This window comes from Plantibacter cousiniae (nom. nud.) (assembly GCF_977070315.1).
The window spans coordinates 614,698-632,887 of record NZ_CDRVEU010000002.1; the positions used below are offsets into that span (position 1 = coordinate 614,698).

Genomic DNA, 18,190 nt, shown 5'->3' on the forward strand with positions numbered 1-18,190 from the left:
CTGCCCACGTGCGCCCAATCTGGAAAAAGAGGCGCGACGCAAATGTGTGATGCAGAGCGTCACGAAATGCATTCCCACGCGCAGCGTGCGGAACGATGACATTCGGGAGAACACTCCATGCAAAATTCGTCCGAGCTGCTCGGTAAATCCGCCACCGAACTGCGTGCGCTGATCGGCAACAAACAGCTCTCTCCGGTGGAATTGCTGGACGCCTGTATCGAGCGGATTGAAAGTCTGAACCCGAAGCTCAATGCCTTTGCCGCGACCTGTTTCGAGCGCGCCCGCGACGAGGCAATGCTGGCCGAACATGCCGTCCTGCAGGGCAAGCCACTGGGGCTGCTGCATGGCCTGCCAATCGGCATCAAGGACCTGGAAGAAACCGCCGGGGTACTCACCACCTACGGCTCGCAACTGTTTCGCGACAACATTCCCGCGCAGGACAACCTGTTCGTCGCACGCCTGCGTGCTGCCGGGGCAATCGTGGTCGGCAAAACCAATGTTCCGGAACTGGGCGCAGGCGCCAATACCCGCAATGTGGTGTGGGGCGCGACCGGTAACCCGTTCAATCCTGAACTGAACGCAGGCGGTTCCTCGGGTGGATCCGCCGCCGCACTGGCCGTCGACATGGTGCCGTTGTGCAGCGGCTCGGACACCGGCGGTTCGCTGCGCATTCCCGCGGCGCTGTGCGGTATCGTCGGCCTGCGTACCTCACCAGGGCTGGTACCGAGCGAACGCAAGAAGCTTGGCTGGACACCGATTTCAGTGGTAGGCCCGATGGGTCGCAACGTTGCCGATACCCTGCTGCAACTGCGCGCCAGCGCCGGGCTGGGGCAGTCCGATCCGTTGAGTTATGCCATTGCCGATGACGCGTTTGCACCACGCACCGTCGACCTAAGCCAGCTGCGCGTCGGCTACAGCGAGGACTTCGGCGCGTGTGCTGTGGATGACAGGATCCGTGCCGTCTTTCGAAAAAAGATCAGCGCCCTGAAATCGCTGTTCAAGTCCTGCGAAGCCATCGACCTGAACCTGACCAGCGCCCATCGCACCTTCGACGTCCTGCGCGCCGAAGCGTTCGTCGCCGGGCTGCAGGACGCTCACGACCGCGATCCTGATGCACTGGGGCCCAACACCCGCGCCAATTTCGACATGGGTGCCGCGATGTCACTGCAGGACTGCGTCAAGGCGCATGGCGAGCAAAGCCGGATCTTTCGCGGCTTCCAAAAACAATTCGAGCACTACGACCTGATCCTCGCGCCCACCACGCCAGTCTCGCCCTTCCCCTGGAGCGAGCTGTACCTGCGCGAAGTCAACGGCGTGCCTCTGGACAATTACTATCGCTGGCTGGCGCTGTGCTACACCATTACCCTGACCACCAACCCGGCGCTGTCCCTGCCCTGCGGCACCGACCACAACGGCATGCCGTTCGGGCTGCAGGTGATCGGCAGGTTCCGCGGCGACGCAAAACTGCTCGCCTGCGCCGAAGCGCTTGAACAGGCGACGGCGAATGACCCACGCTTGTCTCGCCCACGCCCGGACCTACAGAAACTGCTGGCCTCGGCGGTCGACCTGACTCACATCGTCACGCATCCGCCGGTTTACGGCGGATCGAGAACGGGCAAGCCGGAGATTGGTGCGATGTGAAAGCGGCGCAGCAAGATAAACAAGGCTGAGGGGCAGCATCTGCCCCTCAGAGGTGACATGCGTTACTTGGGTAACGCGTAGGCAATCACGTAATCGCCACGATCCGGCGATTGGCGGGCGCCGCCTGCGGTGAGCAGGATGTACTGCCTGCCGGTCTTGGGCGACACATAGGTCATCGGGCCGGACTGGCTGCCGACTGGCAGACGGGCCTTCCAGATTTCATTGCCGTTGCCGCTGTCGAAGGCACGCAGGTAGAAGTCCTGAGTACCGGCGAAGAACAGCAAGCCCGACTGGGTGGACAACGAAGCGCCCAGCGTCGGCATGCCAATCGGAATCGGCAGGCCCATGCGAATGCCCATCGGGCCTGTGTCCTTCACGGTGCCGACCGGAACCTGCCACATCAGTTTCTTGGTTTTCAGGTCAATCGCCGACATGGTGCCGAACGGCGGTGCCTGGCAGGGGATGCCGACGGCAGACAGGAAACGCTGACGCATGGCCCCGAAAGGAGTGCCGGTCTGTGGCACAACGCCCATTTCGATACCGCTGGCACCGGCGGCGATCTTGTCGCGCGGGATCATGTAGTTGGCCAGGCCCAGGCGCATGTCATTGACGAACATGTAGCTGTTGGTGGGGTCAACCGAGACACTGCCCCAGTTCATGCCACCCAGCGAACCGGGGAACTGCAACGCCGGGTCGAGCCCCGGTGGCGTGTAGACACCCTCGTGACGCATGCCTTTGAAGGCGATCCGGCACATCAACTGGTCGAATGCCGTGGCGCCCCACATGTCCGACTCTTTCAAGGTCTGGTTGCCGATCGACGGCATGTCCACCGAGAACGGCTGGGTGGGCGAATAGCGTTCTCCCGGCACGTTACCTTGCGGCACAGCGCGCTCCTCGACCCGCGAGATCGGCACGCCGGTTTCGCGGTTGAGCAGGAAGATCTCGCCCTGCTTGGTGACTTGTGCCAGTGCCGGCTGGGTACCGCCCTTGCCGTCCGGGATGTCATACAGCAACGGCTGCGCCGGAATGTCGAAGTCCCACAGATCGTGGTGAGTCATCTGGAAGCTCCAGCGCACCTGACCGGTCTTGACGTCCACCGCCACGACTGACGAGGACCACTTGTCATCCTGCTCGGTACGCGTCCCGCCGAAGAAGTCGGGTGTTGCGTTACCGGTCGGCAGGTAGATCAGGCCAAGCTTGTCATCGTAGGACATGGCCGACCAGACGTTAGGCGTGCCACGGGTATAGGTTTCGCCTGCGGGCGGACGTTTGGTGGTATTCGGATTACCCGGATCCCACGCCCAGACCAACTCACCCGTGTGCACGTCGTAGGCGCGTACTACGCCCGGTGGCTCACCGGTAGAGAAGTTGTCGGCAACACGACCACCGACAACCACTACATTGCCCGCCACCAATGGCGTCGAGGTTTGCTGGTAGTAGCCCTCCTTGACTTCGCCCATGTCGGTTTTCAGATCAACCACGCCTTGACTGCCGAAGTCCTTGCAGGTCTCGCCCGTCTTGGCGTCGAGTGCGATCAGACGCGCGTCGCCAGTCGGCAGGAACACGCGCGCGACGCATGCGCCTGATGGTGCTGGTGCATTGGCTGTCGCTGCTTCGGCTACAGGTGCCGCGAAGTAGCCCAAGCCTCGGCAACGTTGCCAGTTGGGCGCACTGCCCTGAGGATCGAACTTCCAGCGCTGTGTGCCGGTATCTGCATCGAGTGCGAAGACCTTGCCGTAAGCGGTGCAGGTGTAAACCGTGTCGCCGATTTGCAGCGGGGTGTTCTGGTCCTCTGCGCCGGCCCCGGTACTTTGCGGGATGTCGCCGGTATGAAAGGTCCAGGCAACCTGCAGCTTGTCGACGTTGCTTTTGTTGATCTGATCCAAAGCGGCAAAGCGATTGCCTGCCGGGGTATTGCCCCAGTGCGCCCAGTTCTTCTGCTCGGAGCCCGGAGCCACCGGAATCACATCAGGCATGCTGGCGGCGCTGACCACATGGCTCGGGACGAACATATAACCGATGGTCGCTACAACACCAATGGCCAACAGACCGGCGAGGCCATAGGCACCGCGGCCTGCCTGAGCACCCGAGGCGCGAACCAGTGTCGGATAGATCAGTGCCACCACCAGGCCGATAACGGCGAAGGTCAATACTCGGGAAACCAGCGGCCAGTAATGCAGTCCTGCATCCCAGACAGCCCAGATGGCGGTCAGTATCAGGGCAATGCCATACAGTAACGCACCTTTGGGCTTGCGGGCGGCAATCAGTGCACCACTGACCAGCATCGCCAGGCCCATCAGCAGGAAGAACCAACTGCCGCCAAGCGCTACCAGATAGCCACCGCCACCTGCCAGCCCGAGTCCGATCAAGGCGATCAACCCACCCAGTCCAGGCAGCAGGAACCTGCCGGCTGCCCCTGTATTTTGCGCATTTGTCATTTTTCAAACCTGTCGGATTTTCACAGGTGCGCAGAATGTACTAAACGGTTCATTAAGACAAATTGTCGCAGCCTGCCAGGCATGGATAAAGTCATGGCCGAGCGACATCAGGCAGACTCAGGTTACTGACAGGACCGGGCAAAGCCGCGGGGCGTCTGGCGCGATGTATTGCGGGCGATCAGCGAACAGAATTTTCGCGCCAGCGTCTTACAGGATCATCCTGTCCTGACCGACGAACACTTGATCAGGCAGTTGCCTCGCTTGCCCCATCAACCACGCATCCAGCGTATGGCCGACATGCGTCAGCACCGCCCTGCCCGGTCGCAGACACTCGATGGTTTGCAGCGCCAACGTCAAGTCGTTGTGATTACGCGGCGGCTGAGGCTGTGGAGGCATCGAGCAGTCGAGTACCAGCAGGTCCAGCGGTCCACGTTGCAGATACTCGCGGGTGTCGTCAGGCAAGCCGACGGTGTCGGTCAGGTAGGCAAAACGTTGCCCGTCGCCTTCGAACAGGTAACCGAACGTAGGTTTTGAGTGCGCCAGTGGCAGCGCTGTGACCTGCAACGCACCCAGTGCACGGCGCTCGAAAGCCGCGAATGGCTGGCTGAAATCCAGAATACCGGGGTGTTTGTAGAGGTCGGCCAGGCCTTCCGGATCCGCCGGGCCGTGGACCGGAATCACCAGCCCCTGGCCCCAGCGCAGGTGCAACAGCCCCTGCGCATGGTCGGCGTGATAGTGCGTCTGCAGAATCCCGCTCAGGCTGCGCGGTGGGAAACGCTCGGTGAGGTCGGTCAGGCCGCTGTCGATCAACCAGCGTTGGTCGGCGCACTCGATCAGCGCGCTGCACGGCAAGCGGCGCAGATCATGGTCGGCCCGCGCGGCAGCACACGCCACGCACTGACAACCGTAGACCGGCACCTGTCGGGCGTCACCGGTGCCCAACAGGGTCAGGCGCATGCGTGACGCTTGTCGAGCAAGCCGAGCAGCGTGGCAACGGTGTGTTGCAGATCAGCGGAATTATCCAGCGGGAAAACCTGCGGATTGCTCGCCAGCAAATCTCCGGCAAAGCGCGAGTTGCGCGCAAGGCGCTCCTCGATTTCCGCGAGGCTTTCCCGGTTGCGCGCCAGCAGGCGCTTGCGTAACACCTCCTGATTGACGGTCAGCAACACCGCCAGCAGCGTGGGATAGCGCGCCTGCGCCTTTTGCAGATGCGCCCTGGAGCCGTTGATAAGGACGTCATGGCCTTCCAGCAGCCACTGATCGATCTCGACGGGAATGCCGTAGTGAAGACCATTGGCCTGCCAGCTCAAGGCGAACGCGCCTCGCTCGCGCATCTGCTCGAACTGCTCGACGGTCACCGCCTGGGCTGCCTCGCCCACCGCTTCGGCGGAACGGGTGATCACCCGCCGAACGACCCGGCAATCACGTTGCGCCAGGGTATCCCGGGCCGCGTCCAGCAGGCTGTCCTTGCCTGATCCGGACGGCCCGATGAGATAGATCAACCTGCCAACCATCAAAACACCCTCTTGCCTTGTCGCCAGACCCTGTCGATAACCGGCAGGCCGGCATGATCACGCGCCTGGATCAGATCAGCGCGCAGCCCCACACGTATTTCACCACGATCCGCCAACCCGGCAGCCACGGCCGGCGTACGGCTGACCATGTTGATCGCCTGCGGCAGGTCACATGCGTTGTCCTGAGCGGCGAGCATGAATGCAGACTGCAACAGGCTGGCCGGGTAGTAATCGCTGGACAGAATATCCAGCAACCCGTCACGGGCCAGCGATGCTGCCGCCACGTTACCGGAGTGCGAGCCGCCGCGCACGATGTTCGGTGCGCCCATCAACACGCTCATGCCCAGTTGCCGACAGCCACGGGCCGCTTCGAGCGTGGTCGGGAACTCGGCGATGCTCATGCCGAAACCTGCCGACTCCTCGACATGCGCCATGGTTGCATCGTCGTGACTGGCAATCGACAGGCCGCGCGCCAGGCACAGTTCGACAATCGCACGCCGGTAACGGTCGGCGTACTCGTTGGAGTTGGCCACCTGTTCAACGATGAAACGGTCCATTTCCTCATTGTTCATGTGGTACTTGCCCATGTAGTACTCACGGTACTTGGACTCCAGGGCAAACTGACGCTGGCCGGGCGCGTGGTCCATCACCGAGACCAGTTGCACCAGTGGCTGGTCCACCAGATCGCGAAACACGCTCAAGGTGTCCGGGTGACTGACCTCGCAGCGCAGGTGCAACACGTGCTCGGCGCGAGTCAGGCCTGCCGCATTGGCGTCGGCAATCGCCTGTAGCATGGCGGGCAATTGCTGCATGCGCTTGCCTTTGGGGTTGATGTCGCCGATCGACAGCGCGTCGAACACCGTGGTGATGCCCGCCGCGACGATTTGCGCATCGTGGCTGATCACCGCCGACATCGACGGCCAGTCGACACCCGGACGCGGCGACAGGTGCTTTTCCAGGTTGTCGGTGTGCAATTCCACCAGCCCCGGCAGCAGGTAATCGCCCTGCATGTCCTGGGCCTGACTCAACTGGCTGCATCCACTCTCGACCTCGGCAATCAGGCCGTCACGGACCACCACAGTGCCGGTGAATACCTGCTCGGCCGTCACCACGCGGGCGTTACTGAAAACCTGTTCATTCAGCATTGCAGCAACTCCTTGGCGGTAAGGTCCACCGGGGTCATGTCGAGTTGACGATTGGCGACAGCGTCACGGGCGTCGCGGTCATGGAAGATACCGATCAGGGCGGCACCGGCCTGTTTGGCCTCGTCGACCAGTTCCAGCACCACCCGGCGATTGGCGTCGTCCAATGACGCAGTCGGTTCGTCGAGGAGCAGCACCGGCCACGGCACCATGAACGCGCGCGCAATGTTTATGCGCTGCTGTTCGCCACCGGAAAACGTGCTGGGCGCCAACGGCCACAGGCGCTGCGGAATATTCAGCCGCCCCAGCAGCAGTTGCGCGCGCTCCTGCGCCTGCTCACGGGACCAGCCGCGCGCCAGAGCCGGTTCCATGACCACGTCCAGGCTGGACACACGCGGAATCACGCGCAGGAACTGGCTAACGTAGCCGAGCGTTTTGCGCCGCACCTCAAGCACCTGGCGCGGGGTTGCGCCGACCAGCTCGGTCCACTCGCCTTCATGCTGCACGCGAATGCTGCCGGCGGCAGGCAGGTAGTTGCCATACAGGGTGCGCAGCAGCGTGCTCTTGCCCGCGCCGGATTGCCCGCTGAGCACCAGGCATTCGCCGGCGCGCACCGAGAAATTCAGGCCGCGCAGCACATTGAGGACCACGCCGTTGTGCTGATGCAGGGTGAAGGTTTTCGACAGGTCACGGACCTCGATCAAGGTTGTCATCGGGCTCACCTCTTCTGTACAGGCTGTTCGGACAGTGCGACTCATGGCTGCAATACCGAGGACACCAACAGTTGCGAATACGGGTGTTGCGGGTCATCGAGAATCTGGTCAGTCAGGCCGCTTTCGACCACTTCCGAGCGACGCATGACCATCAACCGGTCGGCGAGCAACCGCGCGACCGCCAGATCGTGGGTAACGATGACCACGGCCAGATCCAGCTCCCGCACCAGACCGCGCAACAAATCGAGCAAGCGGGCCTGCACCGACACGTCGAGCCCGCCGGTGGGTTCGTCCATGAACACCAGTCTGGGGCTGGAGACCAGATTGCGGGCGATTTGCAGGCGCTGCTGCATGCCGCCGGAAAAGGTCCGCGGCAGGTCGTCGATGCGCTGCGGATCGATCTCCACCTGGGTCAGCCAGTCCAGCGCGGCACCCCGCAACTGCTGATAATTACGTACCCCCTGCGCCATCAGACGCTCGCCGATATTGGCGCCGGCCGACACGCCCATGCGCAGGCCATCGCGCGGGTTCTGTTCGACAAAACCCCACTCGGTGCGCAGCAAGGTGCGCCGCTGCGCCTCACTGGCGCTGTACAGGTCGAACCAGTCGCCCGCCTTGCTGCGATAGTCGATGCTGCCGCGGTCCGGCGGGCAACGTCCGCTCAACAGCGAGAGCAACGTGGATTTCCCCGAGCCGGACTCGCCAACGATGCCCAGCACTTCGCCGGGGTACAGATCAAAACTGACGTCCTGACAGCCTTTCTGCACACCGTACAGGCGAGTCAGGCCGCGTACCTTGAGCAGCGGCTGCACCGCCTCAGGAAGGCGCCCGCCCGCCGCGCCCAATGAACGTGCACTGATCATCGGTCGTTCTCCTGCTGTTTGACGCGCTGGGCGCAGTAATCGGTGTCGGAGCAGACAAAGCTCTGCGTCCCGGCATCGTCGAGAATCAGCTCGTCGAGAAAGGAATCATGACTGCCGCAGATCGCACAGCACTGCTCCCAGCGCTGCACCTCGAACGGGTGATCTTCAAAGTCCAGGCTTACTACCTGCGTATACGGCGGCACGGCGTACAGACGCTTTTCGCGCCCCGCACCGAAGAGCATCAATGCCGGGCTCATGTGCAGCTTGGGGTTATCGAATTTAGGAATCGGCGACGGGTCCATCACGTAGCGTTCATCGACCATCACCGGGTAGGCGTAACTGGTGGCGATATGGCCGAAGGTGGCGATGTCCTCGTAGAGTTTGACGTGCATAACGCCATAATCATCCAGCGCGTGCATGGTCCGGGTCTCGGTTTCCGAGGGCTCGATGAAACGCAGCGGCTCGGGAATCGGCACCTGATAGACCATGATCTGATCGGCCTGCAGCGGCGTTTCCGGGATCCGGTGACGGGTCTGGATGACGGTCGCCTCAGGCGTGCGCTCGGTGGTAGCGATGCCGGCCGTGCGGGCAAAGAAACGCCTGATCGAGACAGCGTTGGTGGTGTCGTCAGCGCCCTGATCGATGACCTTGAGCACATCATCAGCGCCCAGGATCGCAGCGGTCAGCTGCATCCCGCCAGTGCCCCAGCCATACGGCAGCGGCATTTCGCGCCCGCCAAACGGCACCTGATAACCGGGGATCGCCACCGCCTTAAGCAAGGCGCGACGAATCATACGTTTGGTCTGCTCGTCCAGATAAGCGAAGTTGTAGGCCTCATCCCGTGCAGGCCTTTGCTGTGCGGTGTTCATCGGTGCATTACTCATTGGTCGCTCCCCGGTTTCGGTGCAGACTTGCGCAGCTTGCGGATCAACTCCAGTTCGGACTGGAAATCGACGTAATGCGGCAGCTTGAGGTGCGAGACGAAACCCGCCGCTTCGACGTTGTCGCAATGCGCCAGGACGAACTCTTCCTGCTGGGCCGGTGAGCGGACTTCTTCGTTGAATTCCTCGGCGCGCAGCGAGCGGTCCACCAGCGCCATGCCCATCGCCTTGCGCTCCGCGTTGCCGAAGGCAAGGCCGTAACCCCGGGTAAACTGCGCGGGTTCGCTGGCCGAGCCGACGAACTGATTGACCATCTCGCATTCGGTGACTTCGATGTCGCCAATCGCAATCGGGAAGCCCAGTTCTTCAGGTTCGATCCAGACTTCCACCTCGCCGATGCGGATTTCCCCGGCGAACGGGTGATTGCGGCCATAACCGCGCTGGGTCGAATAACCCAGCGCCAGCAGGAACCCCTCATCGCCACGCGCCAGCGCCTGCAAGCGCTGGGCACGACTGGACGGATACTCCAGCGGTTCGCGGGTGATGTCCGCCACGCGCTCACCGTCGTCGACTTCGGGCTTCATAAGCCCTTCCTTGGCCAGCAACCCGAGCACTCGCGGACAGGACTCAAGGGTGGCGTGCGGGGTAACTTCCGGGCCCGGGTGCTCGCCTTCGGCCAGCAAGGTGAAATCCAGCAGGCGGTGGGTGTAGTCGAAGGTCGGCCCCAGCAATTGACCGCCGGGGACGTCCTTGAACGTGGCCGACAGGCGACGGTTGAGCTGCATGTTCGAGGTGTCGATGGGCAGGCTGGCGCAGAAGCGCGTCAGCGTGGTGCGATAGGCACGCAGCAGGAAGATCGCTTCGATCAGATCGCCCGCCGATTGCTTGATCGCCAGCGCAGCCAGTTGCGGGTCGTACAGCGAACCCTCGCTCATGACCCGCGCGACCGCCAGCGGCAGTTGCTGGCGGACCTGCTCGACGTCGAGTTCGGCAATGCCGGTGTCGCCACGACGCCTGCTGGCCAGCAGACGGTGAGCGTTATCGATGGCCTGTTCGCCACCCTTGACCGCGACGTACATCAGGCACACTCCTGCACACGGGTGCTGCGTGGCAAGCCGAGCAGTCGATTGCCAGAGACAAAGAACACATCCAGCCCGCAAGGGAAGACATTACGTGCTTCACGTGCAGCCCAGAAACCTTCATCCAGCGGCAACGCCACCGAATGGTGTCGCTTGATGCCGGGACCGCTCCAGGCAAGCATCCGCCCGCCTTCCAGGTCAGGCAGCTGGATCAGCAAGGTGCAGGATTGATCCGGGTAGCGATCATTGCCGGTATCGAAATCGTGCAGTTGCAGAGCAGTCGATGCATCGAGCAACGCGAAGCGGGCCGCGTGCCGGTCAGTGACAATCGGGCTGCCGCAATGAAAGGCAATGTTTGCGCGAATCGCCGGGGTATCGAATGCCGGCGCCAGCCACACTGGCGTGTCCAGGTCCAGCAACGCCAGGCACAGGGCATGGGTTGCACTGTCCAGGCCCTGCAAGGCCGGCGGTTGGTGCGCGGTGGGCAGGGTCTGAATCACGCCCGGCCCGGACAACGCCTTGAGGGCGACGCGAAAACTGCGTTGGGCATCCAGTACAGGATCGGTGAAGGCAGGTTGCAAAAGGACGGCATTCATCAGTCTTCTCCTCGGACCAGGGTAAAGAATTCGACTTTGGTGGCAGCGGCCTCCGCGTCCTTGCGCGCCCGACGCTCGGCTTGCGCACGCGCCAGCGGCTCGATCAGTTCGGACAGCCACCAGGCCTGCTGCGCGCCCTGCAAATGCGCGTCGGCCAGAGCCGCCAGTTCGGCGTGACGCTTGTCGCGTCCGGCCAGATAGCTGTAGCCGGTGCGACCATCGGCCAGACGCACCACACAGCGCGTCACACTCATTTCGCCGAGGTTGAAAGCTGAACCGGTGCCGCCCATACGGCCCCGCACCAGGGTCATGCCGATTTCCGGAGCGCGGATCATCTGGTAATCGGTGTCGCGCAACGCCGCTTCGTGACGCTGCAATCGCTCGCGACTCGGCTCATCGACATGGGCACGTGCCAAGACGCCCATCCAGTGCTGACGTGCGGCTGTTTCAGGGGATGCTTGCATGGAACACCTCGGGGTCAGTCCGTCGTTGGGTGGCCAGCCATCTGGCTGTCGGCAATCGGGTTGAATGCCACTTGGTACTGGAAGCGGTCTGAACGGCTGACCGAGCGTGAAAGCTCTACGGGCCGCCCCGACCGGTCACACGAAACCGTCAATACCGTCAGCGCAGGCATGTGTCGGGGCATCAGCAGCAACCCCGCCTCTCCGCGGGACGGCAAGCGCGCACCGATCAGGCTCTGTGCACGGCTCAACGGCAACTCGCGCTCGGCCAGGTACTGGCGCACCGAGCCGCACTGATACTCAGCCAGCAACTCGCTGTAACGGGCGCTGTAGCGATGGCAGATCAGACTCACGGCCTGCCCGTCCAGCTTGCGCAAGGTCTGCAGTTCAATCAGTGGCGCATGCTCGGCCAGCCCCAGATGCAGCGCATCTTCCTGGCTGGCGAGGCATTCGCGGCGCACCAGCAGCACGGCCTCGACCCCGATGCCCTGCGCCGACAGCGACTTGCTATAGGCGCTTTCGGCCTGCATCGGGTAGATCAACGGGCGTTCCAGTACCTGAGTGCCCTTGCCCTGCCGGCGCAGCACACTGCCCTCGCGGACCAGTTCGTCGACAGCACGGCGAATCGTGTGGCGGTTGACGCTGAAGCGTTCGGCCAGCTGAAACTCGGCGGGCAGGTAATCGCCAGGCAGGTACGTGGCCAGCTCGTCACGCAGCGTCTCGGCCAGTTCCAGGTACATCGGCTCAGCTTGTCTAGACAACTGCATGGTTAAAAAAAGTGTTCATTGAACACCCCTCTTCTGTCAGATGAATTGCTTGCGCAGGCGCTGCGACATGATGTCGATGACGCTTACCACAACGATGATCACCAGCAGCACGGCGCTGGTCTGGACGAACGCAAAGGCGCGAATGTTTTCCCAGAGGATAACCCCGATGCCCCCTGCGCCGACCATCCCGACCACGGTTGCCGAGCGCACATTGGATTCGAACCGGTATAGAGCATAGGAGATCCACAGCGGCATGACCTGCGGAATGACCCCGTAGATGACTTCCTGCAAGGCGCTGGCACCGGTGGCGCGCACCCCTTCGACCGGTCCGGGCTCTATGGCTTCGACAGCTTCGGCGAACAGTTTGGCGAGGACCCCGGTGGTGCTGATCCACAGTGCCAGCACCCCGGCGAACGGCCCCAGCCCGACGGCGACCACAAACAGCATCGCGAACACCATCTCGTTGATCGAACGAAAAGCGTCCATGCAGCGCCGCAGCGGCAGATGAATCCACCACGGCGTGATGTTCTCGGCGCACAGGATGCCCAACGGTATCGAGCAGACAATCGCCAGCGCCGTGCCCCACAGGGCGATCTGGATAGTCACCAGCATTTCCTTGAGGTAGCTGCGCCACTCACGGAAGTCCGGAGGGAAGAAATCGGCGGCGAATGTGGCCATGTTCGACGAGTCGCGAACCAGTGCCATCGGGTTCATTTCTGCGCCCTGCCAGGCCCAGGCCAGTGCAGCGAGCAACAGGCCCCAGCCCAGATAACGGGACCAGTTGGGTTTGCCTGCAACCTGGGCGTAGGCAACGTGAGTGGTCATGACGAACTCCTGATCGTGAACGGCTGGCTCAACCTGCGGAGCTGCCTGCGGTTTTCTGGTTCAGCTCAGTGATACGCTCCTGCAACTTGCTCAGGCTGGCATCGATATCCTTGAGACGGGCAGTTTTCTCCTGGGCGTCCAGCGTGGTGCTGGCAGCCACTTCGGTGCGCTGCTTGAACAGCTCGAGCTGGCGGATGGGCAGCAATTGGTCATCGCTGGACTTGAGAAACTTGCCCATCTGCATGTTCTTCAGGACGGTTTTCTCTTCATCGGTATTGCCATAACTGGTGAAGAACTCACGAATCTTTGCCTTGTCCTGGTCCGACAGCGCCTTGCTCCAGACAATCGGGTCGGCCGGGATCAGCGGCGATTTCCAGATCACCTTGAGTTGCTCGACCTTGTCGGGTTGGGTCACAGCCAGGCGATCCCAGCTTTCGGTATTGAAGGTCGCAACGTCCAGCTGCCCCTTGGCAACACTCAGGGCGTTGACTTCATGACTGGAGTTCAAGGTGCGCTTGAAGGCAGTGGACGCATCGACGTGGTTTTTCGCAAACACGTAATAACCTGGCACCAGATAGCCCGAGGTGGAGTTCGGGTCGCCGTTGCCGAAGGTCAGGCTCTTGGCATTCTTGAGCATGTCTTCGACGCTATTGATCGGGCTGTCCTTGCGCACGATCAGCAGGCTCCAGTAACCCGCGTCACCGTTGGCGGCGGAGGTCTGGGCAAAGATCTCGCCGTTGGAGCGGTCCACCGCTTCCATCGCCGCCTTGTTGCCCAGCCAGGCCACGTCCACCTTGTTGAAGCGCATGCCCTGAATAAGGCCGGCGTAGTCCGAAGCGAAGGTGGCATTGACCTTGAGACCGGTCTTGCGGCTCATGTCATCGAGGACCGGCTGCCAGATACTTTTCAGGTTTTGCGAAGACTCGGTGGACATGATGCCGAAATTGATGGCTTTTTCTTCTGCGGCCTGGACGGTGCCCAACGCGCAGGCAGTCAGCAAGGCGGCAGAGGCGAGAAGACGACCGATACGCTTGAACATGCAGGCTCTCCGGAAAATGTCAGGTGGGGGATGTTGAAAGGACGTCAGACCTTGGCCAGCGTCAGGCTGGCTTTTTGCCGCACGCGCCGGCTTCGTTCGGTGATCATCAGACTCGCGTCCGCGTCTGCACCGTAGAGGTCGTTGAGGAACTGTTTGCTGAGCTCCTGCGCCAGACCATCAAAATGAATACGCCCGGATTTGAGCGCCACCGCACGCGGGCAATAGCGCACGGCATAATCGACCTGATGCAGGGTCACCACGACCGTCTTGCCGTCGCGGCGGTTGATGTCGGCGAGGATTTCCATAACGCGGCGGGCCGATTCCGGGTCCAGTGAGGCAATCGGTTCATCGGCGAGGATCACTTCGGCGCGCTGGGTCAAGGCGCGGGCAATCGCTACCCGCTGCTGCTGTCCGCCGGACAGGGTCGAAGCCCGTTGCGCGGCAAGGTCCGCCAGCCCGACCCTTTCCAGCGCGGCCATTGCACGCTGTTTTTCCTCGTTGTTGAACAGCGCCAGACTGCCGCGCCAGCGTGGCATGCGCCCCAGACAACCGAGCAGGACGTTGTCCAGCACGCTGAGGCGATTGACCAGATTGAATTGCTGGAAGATATAACCGATATCGGCGCGCAGACGTCGCACCTGGCTGTTGAGGCGGCCGGAGGACTGAACCTCGCGGCCCAATACCTGAACCTGACCGCCATTGCTGCGATCACAGCACGCCAGACCGGCGAGATGCCGAAGCAGCGTTGACTTGCCCGAACCGGAAGCGCCAATCAGCGCGACCATCTCACCAGGTTGTATAGACAACGCGAGATCAATGAGAGCGCTTTTGTGGGAAAAGGTCTTGTTCAGGCCTTGTACATGAATGGCTTCGTTCATGAGGCTTCTCGGTCTGTGCACGACCCGGGACAGGTCGCATTTGGTTGTCAACCAAACTGAACCTGTGTTGTTGCAGAGTCATGAACCGCGAGTGACCAAGTGATAACAGTTTGTCACCCATCGTGTGGCAACGGACAGCGGTGGGACCCTCATCCGCTGCATTGCCACGCTGAAGCATTGGGACTGAAAGAAGCCCAGGCAGCCGCTCCCGGTACTGCGGAGCGGCGCAAACGCAGCGGATCAGATCCTGAAGCTGCCCACCAGCTGCTGCAGACGCGCAGCCTGCTCTTCCAGCGAGTTGCAGGCATCCAGGGTCTGGCGCAGGTTGTCGACGCCCAGCTGGTTGAGGGTGTTGATGTGAGTGATGTCGACATTGATCGACTCGACCACCGAGGTCTGCTCTTCAGTTGCCGCCGCGACCGACTGGTTCATGCCGTTGATCTCTTCGATGCGGCGGGTCACGCTGCTCAGACGCTCGCCGGCCAGATTGGCGATGCCGACGCTGTCCTCGCTCTGACGCTGGCTCTCGGTCATGTTGGTCACTGCTTCGCGAGCGCCGACCTGCAGCTCTTCGATCATGGTCTGTACTTGCTGGGCAGAATCCTGAGTGCGGTGCGCCAGGTTGCGCACCTCGTCGGCCACTACCGCAAACCCGCGCCCTGCTTCACCGGCACGCGCCGCTTCGATGGCGGCGTTGAGCGCCAGCAGGTTGGTCTGCTGGGAAATGCTGGTGATCACTTCAAGAATCTGCCCGATGTTGGCGGTCTTGCCATTCAGGCTTTCGATGTTCACGCACGACTCGCTGATCTTGCCGGACAGCTCGTTCATCGCCTTGATAGTCTGCTGCACAACGTTCTGACCGTCGCTGGCCAGGCCGCTCGCATCGCTCGACTGCTGCGAGGTGCGCGCCGCATTCTGGGCAATTTCCTGGGCAGCGGCACCCAATTCGTTGATCGCCGCTGCCACGCTTTCAGTGCGATTGGCCTGCTGGTCGGAGTTGCCCATCGACGCGTTGGAGACCTTGACCACCCGGGTGGCAACCTCGCCCAATTGCGCGGCAGTCGAAGCCACTTCGCGGATCGAGGTATGGATACGTTCAACAAAATGGTTGAACGACTCGGCCAGTGCGCCGAATTCATCCTGCGAAGTGATGGCCAGACGCTTGGTCAGATCGCCCTCGCCATCGGCGATATCACGCATCGCGCGGCCCATCTGATGCAGGGGTTGCATCAACACCCGGATCAACAGGCCCAGTAACAGGATGATCACCATCACCACAACCACCATCGCAGTGATGGCCGAGGTACGGAACTCGGTCAACATGGCGTAGGCGGAATCCTGCTCCAGTACCAGTGCCACGTACCAGTTGGCCGTCGAGACACCTTGAACGGGCGTGAAGGAAATGATCTCGGGCTTTTTACCGGAGTCGATTTCACTCACCCCGGCAGCAATTTTCGGCGTATTGGTCGGGTAGGCTTCACTGATGTTCTTGAGCACCAGCTTGCTGTCCGGGTGCACCAGAATCTTGCCGTCGGCGCTGACCAGAAACGCATAACCATGGCCATCGAAGTTCAGCGAGTTGATGATCTTGGTGACGTTGTCCAGAGCGATATCGGCACCGGCCACGCCCACGAACTGATTCTGGAACTTGACCGGTGTGGCCATGGTCATGACCAGCTTGCCGGAAGATGCCGCGATGTAGGGTTCGGTCACAATGGTGCCGGGGGCATTCTGTGCCGCCTTGTACCAGCCACGCGCACGCGGATCGTAGTCAGATGGGCGATTGGCCGACGGCACCGAGAACATCACGCCATCGGTGTTGCCAAAGTAGCTCAGCTGAAAACTGTCACTGTAGGCAGGCAGGCCGATGGCGCGTTGCAACTGGGGCAGTTCCTTGCCATCCGCGGCGATTTGCTGCGACATCGATTGCAGCAATTGCATGCGGCTTTCCAGCCAGGTTTGAATGTTCTGCGTGGTGAGCGTACCCAGTTGTTGCAACTCGGACTTGACGCTGGATTTGAGCGACTGACGCTGTCGATAGTCATTGACGACAATGAATACACTGAACGCCACGACCACAATCAATGCAGCGGCGAGAAGAATCTTTTTGCTGAAACCCAGACTTTTCATAGCGGTTACTTCCACGGCAAAAAACCAATAAGGACGATCTCTGGATCGCCAATCAAACTTCACAACAGTGCCGTCTATTTCACATTACAACCCACAGGCCGTTCAGCAACCGGAGCCGATACGTCTGCCACGGCGTCAATCACCAGGCAGGTCCGAGTATCGAAACCTTACAGAGACGCTTGTATCGCCATATCGGCGCGATCCACGAGTCCTTGATTATTTTTTTCGTCGCAGGTCGAGACGCCCTTCCCACAATCGACACTCAAGCGTGCAGAACAGGAAAAACTGGCTATGGTTGAAATCATCCCCCGCCCTGCACAGGATGGTCTCGCCATGCCAAGTATCGAGCAACTTTTTGACGGTTTGCATAGCCTCCCGAGTATTCCCAAAGTGGCTCAGGATCTGATGCTGCAATTTGACAATCCTTCTTCGAACCTGGAAAGCATTGCGCGCAATATAGAGAAAGACCCGGTGATTGCGGCCAAGGTATTGCGTCTGGCCAACTCGGCGCGCTTTCGCGGCTCAAGGGAATCCTCGAGTATCGAAGACGCGGCCATGCGCCTGGGTTTCAATACGCTGCGTACGCTGGTGATGGCCTCGGCAGTGACCGGTGCATTCAAGGCCGGGCCGAGTTTTGATCTCAAGGGGTTCTGGCTGAAAAGCTTTCAGGTAGCAGGAATCTGCCGGATGCTGGCGAAACAGACGGGCGCCGATCCTGAAATAGCCTTTACCTGCGGGGTGATGCATAACATCGGTGAGTTGCTGATCCAGACCGGCGCGCCCGATGTTGCCGAACGCCTGAACAACGCCGCCAAAGCCGGGACGCCAGGACGTGCGGCCAGCGAAACCCTGCAACTGGGTTTCAGCTACCCGGAAGTCGGTGCAGAGCTGGCCAGTCGCTGGCATTTGCCCAAGGTTATTCAACAGGCTATCGCCTATCAGGCAACGCCGATGAGGGCACCGGCTGACGCATCGCTGCCGAGGATCGTCGCCCAGGCCATTACCATTTCGGATGCGCTGGAGGCCCACGGCGGCGCGACACCTCAGGCGCAGCAGGCGTCAGGCGGTCCGCTGATGGAAGGCATCGATCTGGACGCGCTGTTTGCCGGGTTGCCGGCGGTGCTGGAAGCAGACAAGGCGTTCTCCGAATTACTGAACTGAACCAAAAGCAATTCTCCAGGCTGACCAGCGTATGCGGGCATGGCGTCAGGCGGTCCATTTTT

General features: G+C 61.5%; 17 protein-coding genes. 2 read left to right on the forward strand and 15 right to left on the reverse strand.

What is annotated here, in order from left to right:
* Positions 1-117 precede the first annotated feature (117 nt).
* Positions 118-1,641 (forward strand): amidase, encoded by a 1,524-nt coding sequence (locus ACW55A_RS06330; RefSeq protein WP_455807679.1) that lies wholly within the window; start codon positions 118-120, stop codon positions 1,639-1,641.
* Positions 1,642-1,703: 62 nt separating this feature from the next.
* Here the strand turns inward: ACW55A_RS06330 and ACW55A_RS06335 are convergent, their stop codons facing one another.
* The 15 genes from ACW55A_RS06335 to ACW55A_RS06405 all read right to left on the reverse strand — a co-directional run bounded on the left by ACW55A_RS06335 (position 1,704) and on the right by ACW55A_RS06405 (position 16,967).
* Positions 1,704-4,079, reverse strand: a complete 2,376-nt coding sequence (locus tag ACW55A_RS06335) for a glucose/quinate/shikimate family membrane-bound PQQ-dependent dehydrogenase (protein WP_122266099.1) — start codon at positions 4,077-4,079, stop codon at positions 1,704-1,706.
* 207 nt (positions 4,080-4,286) lie between these two features.
* The gene (gene phnP / locus ACW55A_RS06340; RefSeq protein WP_455807681.1) at positions 4,287-5,036 is read right to left on the reverse strand and encodes a phosphonate metabolism protein PhnP; all 750 of its coding nucleotides are present in this window, start codon (positions 5,034-5,036) and stop codon (positions 4,287-4,289) included.
* Positions 5,027-5,593: a phosphonate metabolism protein/1,5-bisphosphokinase (PRPP-forming) PhnN gene (phnN, locus tag ACW55A_RS06345; protein WP_024663751.1), complete on the reverse strand. Its 567-nt coding sequence runs from the start codon at positions 5,591-5,593 to the stop codon at positions 5,027-5,029. The genes phnP and phnN overlap by 10 nt, the downstream gene beginning before the upstream one ends.
* Positions 5,593-6,738 carry an alpha-D-ribose 1-methylphosphonate 5-triphosphate diphosphatase gene (locus ACW55A_RS06350; RefSeq protein ID WP_455807682.1) on the reverse strand — a complete coding sequence of 382 codons (1,146 nt, stop codon included), beginning with the start codon at positions 6,736-6,738 and terminating at the stop codon, positions 5,593-5,595. Before ACW55A_RS06350 ends, phnN begins: the two co-directional genes overlap by 1 nt.
* On the reverse strand, positions 6,732-7,448 hold the full coding sequence (phnL, locus tag ACW55A_RS06355; protein ID WP_003367180.1) for a phosphonate C-P lyase system protein PhnL: 717 nt from the start codon (positions 7,446-7,448) through the stop codon (positions 6,732-6,734). The genes ACW55A_RS06350 and phnL overlap by 7 nt, the downstream gene beginning before the upstream one ends.
* 41 nt (positions 7,449-7,489) lie before the next feature.
* The gene (phnK, locus tag ACW55A_RS06360) at positions 7,490-8,311 is read right to left on the reverse strand and encodes a phosphonate C-P lyase system protein PhnK (protein WP_455807684.1); all 822 of its coding nucleotides are present in this window, start codon (positions 8,309-8,311) and stop codon (positions 7,490-7,492) included.
* Positions 8,308-9,195, reverse strand: coding sequence for an alpha-D-ribose 1-methylphosphonate 5-phosphate C-P-lyase PhnJ (locus ACW55A_RS06365; RefSeq protein ID WP_003367174.1), 888 nt, complete (start codon positions 9,193-9,195; stop codon positions 8,308-8,310). The genes phnK and ACW55A_RS06365 overlap by 4 nt, the downstream gene beginning before the upstream one ends.
* Positions 9,192-10,271: a carbon-phosphorus lyase complex subunit gene (locus ACW55A_RS06370; protein ID WP_498810654.1), complete on the reverse strand. Its 1,080-nt coding sequence runs from the start codon at positions 10,269-10,271 to the stop codon at positions 9,192-9,194. The genes ACW55A_RS06365 and ACW55A_RS06370 overlap by 4 nt, the downstream gene beginning before the upstream one ends.
* Positions 10,271-10,867: a phosphonate C-P lyase system protein PhnH gene (phnH, locus tag ACW55A_RS06375; RefSeq protein WP_455807686.1), complete on the reverse strand. Its 597-nt coding sequence runs from the start codon at positions 10,865-10,867 to the stop codon at positions 10,271-10,273. Before phnH ends, ACW55A_RS06370 begins: the two co-directional genes overlap by 1 nt.
* Positions 10,867-11,331, reverse strand: coding sequence for a phosphonate C-P lyase system protein PhnG (gene phnG / locus ACW55A_RS06380; protein ID WP_003367168.1), 465 nt, complete (start codon positions 11,329-11,331; stop codon positions 10,867-10,869). Before phnG ends, phnH begins: the two co-directional genes overlap by 1 nt.
* 14 nt (positions 11,332-11,345) lie before the next feature.
* Positions 11,346-12,095, reverse strand: coding sequence for a phosphonate metabolism transcriptional regulator PhnF (gene phnF, locus ACW55A_RS06385; RefSeq protein ID WP_498810653.1), 750 nt, complete (start codon positions 12,093-12,095; stop codon positions 11,346-11,348).
* A gap of 36 nt (positions 12,096-12,131) precedes the next feature.
* Positions 12,132-12,920: a phosphonate ABC transporter, permease protein PhnE gene (gene phnE, locus ACW55A_RS06390; protein WP_099266425.1), complete on the reverse strand. Its 789-nt coding sequence runs from the start codon at positions 12,918-12,920 to the stop codon at positions 12,132-12,134.
* 28 nt (positions 12,921-12,948) lie between these two features.
* Positions 12,949-13,959, reverse strand: a complete 1,011-nt coding sequence (gene phnD, locus ACW55A_RS06395) for a phosphonate ABC transporter substrate-binding protein (protein ID WP_498810652.1) — start codon at positions 13,957-13,959, stop codon at positions 12,949-12,951.
* A 44-nt stretch (positions 13,960-14,003) separates the two neighbouring features.
* Positions 14,004-14,837, reverse strand: coding sequence for a phosphonate ABC transporter ATP-binding protein (phnC, locus tag ACW55A_RS06400; protein WP_044308342.1), 834 nt, complete (start codon positions 14,835-14,837; stop codon positions 14,004-14,006).
* Between the two features lie 240 nt (positions 14,838-15,077).
* Complete coding sequence (locus ACW55A_RS06405) at positions 15,078-16,967, reverse strand: methyl-accepting chemotaxis protein (protein WP_498810651.1); 1,890 nt, start codon at positions 16,965-16,967, stop codon at positions 15,078-15,080.
* A gap of 333 nt (positions 16,968-17,300) precedes the next feature.
* On the opposite strand from ACW55A_RS06405, the gene ACW55A_RS06410 reads away from it, so the two are divergent.
* Positions 17,301-18,128, forward strand: coding sequence for an HDOD domain-containing protein (locus ACW55A_RS06410; RefSeq protein ID WP_032609424.1), 828 nt, complete (start codon positions 17,301-17,303; stop codon positions 18,126-18,128).
* Positions 18,129-18,190 lie beyond the last annotated feature (62 nt).

What these genes read in the sequence shown, in the direction of transcription:
- phnH (WP_455807686.1), bottom strand. Translation starts at nt 10,867, where the DNA reads ATGAATGCCGTCCTTTTGCAACCTGCCTTCACCGATCCTGTACTGGAT.
- phnG (WP_003367168.1), bottom strand. Translation starts at nt 11,331, where the DNA reads ATGCAAGCATCCCCTGAAACAGCCGCACGTCAGCACTGGATGGGCGTC.
- phnK (WP_455807684.1), bottom strand. Translation starts at nt 8,311, where the DNA reads ATGATCAGTGCACGTTCATTGGGCGCGGCGGGCGGGCGCCTTCCTGAG.
- ACW55A_RS06405 (WP_498810651.1), bottom strand. Translation starts at nt 16,967, where the DNA reads ATGAAAAGTCTGGGTTTCAGCAAAAAGATTCTTCTCGCCGCTGCATTG.
- phnF (WP_498810653.1), bottom strand. Translation starts at nt 12,095, where the DNA reads ATGCAGTTGTCTAGACAAGCTGAGCCGATGTACCTGGAACTGGCCGAG.
- phnL (WP_003367180.1), bottom strand. Translation starts at nt 7,448, where the DNA reads ATGACAACCTTGATCGAGGTCCGTGACCTGTCGAAAACCTTCACCCTG.
- phnN (WP_024663751.1), bottom strand. Translation starts at nt 5,593, where the DNA reads ATGGTTGGCAGGTTGATCTATCTCATCGGGCCGTCCGGATCAGGCAAG.
- ACW55A_RS06350 (WP_455807682.1), bottom strand. Translation starts at nt 6,738, where the DNA reads ATGCTGAATGAACAGGTTTTCAGTAACGCCCGCGTGGTGACGGCCGAG.
- ACW55A_RS06330 (WP_455807679.1), top strand. Translation starts at nt 118, where the DNA reads ATGCAAAATTCGTCCGAGCTGCTCGGTAAATCCGCCACCGAACTGCGT.
- ACW55A_RS06370 (WP_498810654.1), bottom strand. Translation starts at nt 10,271, where the DNA reads ATGTACGTCGCGGTCAAGGGTGGCGAACAGGCCATCGATAACGCTCAC.
- ACW55A_RS06365 (WP_003367174.1), bottom strand. Translation starts at nt 9,195, where the DNA reads ATGAGTAATGCACCGATGAACACCGCACAGCAAAGGCCTGCACGGGAT.
- phnD (WP_498810652.1), bottom strand. Translation starts at nt 13,959, where the DNA reads ATGTTCAAGCGTATCGGTCGTCTTCTCGCCTCTGCCGCCTTGCTGACT.
- ACW55A_RS06335 (WP_122266099.1), bottom strand. Translation starts at nt 4,079, where the DNA reads ATGACAAATGCGCAAAATACAGGGGCAGCCGGCAGGTTCCTGCTGCCT.
- phnC (WP_044308342.1), bottom strand. Translation starts at nt 14,837, where the DNA reads ATGAACGAAGCCATTCATGTACAAGGCCTGAACAAGACCTTTTCCCAC.
- phnP (WP_455807681.1), bottom strand. Translation starts at nt 5,036, where the DNA reads ATGCGCCTGACCCTGTTGGGCACCGGTGACGCCCGACAGGTGCCGGTC.
- phnE (WP_099266425.1), bottom strand. Translation starts at nt 12,920, where the DNA reads ATGACCACTCACGTTGCCTACGCCCAGGTTGCAGGCAAACCCAACTGG.
- ACW55A_RS06410 (WP_032609424.1), top strand. Translation starts at nt 17,301, where the DNA reads ATGCCAAGTATCGAGCAACTTTTTGACGGTTTGCATAGCCTCCCGAGT.